Source organism: Mesorhizobium sp. M7A.F.Ca.ET.027.03.2.1 (assembly GCF_003999175.1).
GTDB lineage: Bacteria > Pseudomonadota > Alphaproteobacteria > Rhizobiales > Rhizobiaceae > Mesorhizobium.
Genome location: NZ_RZOM01001496.1, coordinates 1 through 1,055, shown reverse-complemented (window position 1 = coordinate 1,055; position 1,055 = coordinate 1). Strand labels below are relative to the sequence as shown.

Sequence of the window (1,055 nt, the reverse complement as noted above, 5' to 3'; positions counted from 1 at the left end):
GCCGGGGGCAGGCCATGCGTCGCCTTCAGCACACCGACCGCCTTGGTGCAGCGGAAGCGCTCGGCCAGCATGTGGATGAGGGCCGCGTCGATGTTGTCGATCGAGGCGCGGTAATCGGCCAGGAGAGCGCGGGCGTCGGCCATGTCCTTCTCTTCGTTCATGGCGTCCTCACTTCTTCTTGCCAAGGCCGGGCAGCCCGCCACCGCCGAGGCCGGGAAGCCCGGGGAGTTTCATGCCGCCGGGCAGACCGGGCATGCCGCTAGGCAGGCCACCGCCGCCGGGAAGGCCTTTCATGCCGCCGCCAAGGCCGGCTGCCTGTGCCTGCTTCTGCAAGGCTTCGAGCTGCTTAGGGTCCATCTTCGACAGGTCCGGCATGCCGCCGCCCATCATGCCGCCCATACCGCCGGGCATCATGCCGCCGAGGCCCATCTTGGAGGCGAGACCGCCCATCATGCCGCGCATCAGGCCGCCGCCTTTGCCCTTGCCGCCCATCGCCTTCATCATGTCGGCCATGCCGCGATGCATCTTGAGCAGCTTGTTGATTTCGGCCGCGTCGGTGCCGGAACCGGCGGCGATGCGCTTCTTGCGCGAATGCTTGAGCAAATCGGGATTGGCGCGCTCGGCCTTGGTCATCGACGAGATGATGGCGAGCTGGCGGCCGAACATCTTGTCGTCGAGACCGGCGGCGGCCATCTGGTCCTTCATCTTGCCCATGCCGGGCATCATGCCCATGATGCCGCCCATGCCGCCCATCTTCGACATCTGCTGAAGCTGGCCGGCGAGATCGTTCAGGTCGAACTTGCCCGACTGCATCTTCTTGGCCATCGCCGCCGCCTGTTCGGCGTCGATGTTCTCGGCGGCCTTTTCGACGAGCGAGACAATGTCGCCCATGCCGAGGATGCGGTCGGCGATGCGTTTGGGGTGGAATTCCTCCAGCCCGTCCATCTTTTCGCCAGTGCCGATCAGCTTGATCGGCTTGCCGGTGACGGCGCGCATCGAAAGAGCCGCACCGCCACGGCCATCGCCGTCCATGCGGGTCAGGACGAGGCCGGTGA

At 66.3% G+C, this 1,055-nt stretch carries 1 protein-coding gene and 1 pseudogene; both read right to left on the bottom strand.

Annotated elements, in window-relative coordinates; genetic code table 11:
- On the bottom strand, positions 1-161 hold a 161-nt coding region (locus EN750_RS35920), incomplete at its 3' end, for a chorismate mutase (protein WP_189526729.1).
- Between the two features lie 7 nt (positions 162-168).
- Positions 169-1,055: pseudogene (locus tag EN750_RS35915) on the bottom strand (signal recognition particle protein); the annotation flags it as partial.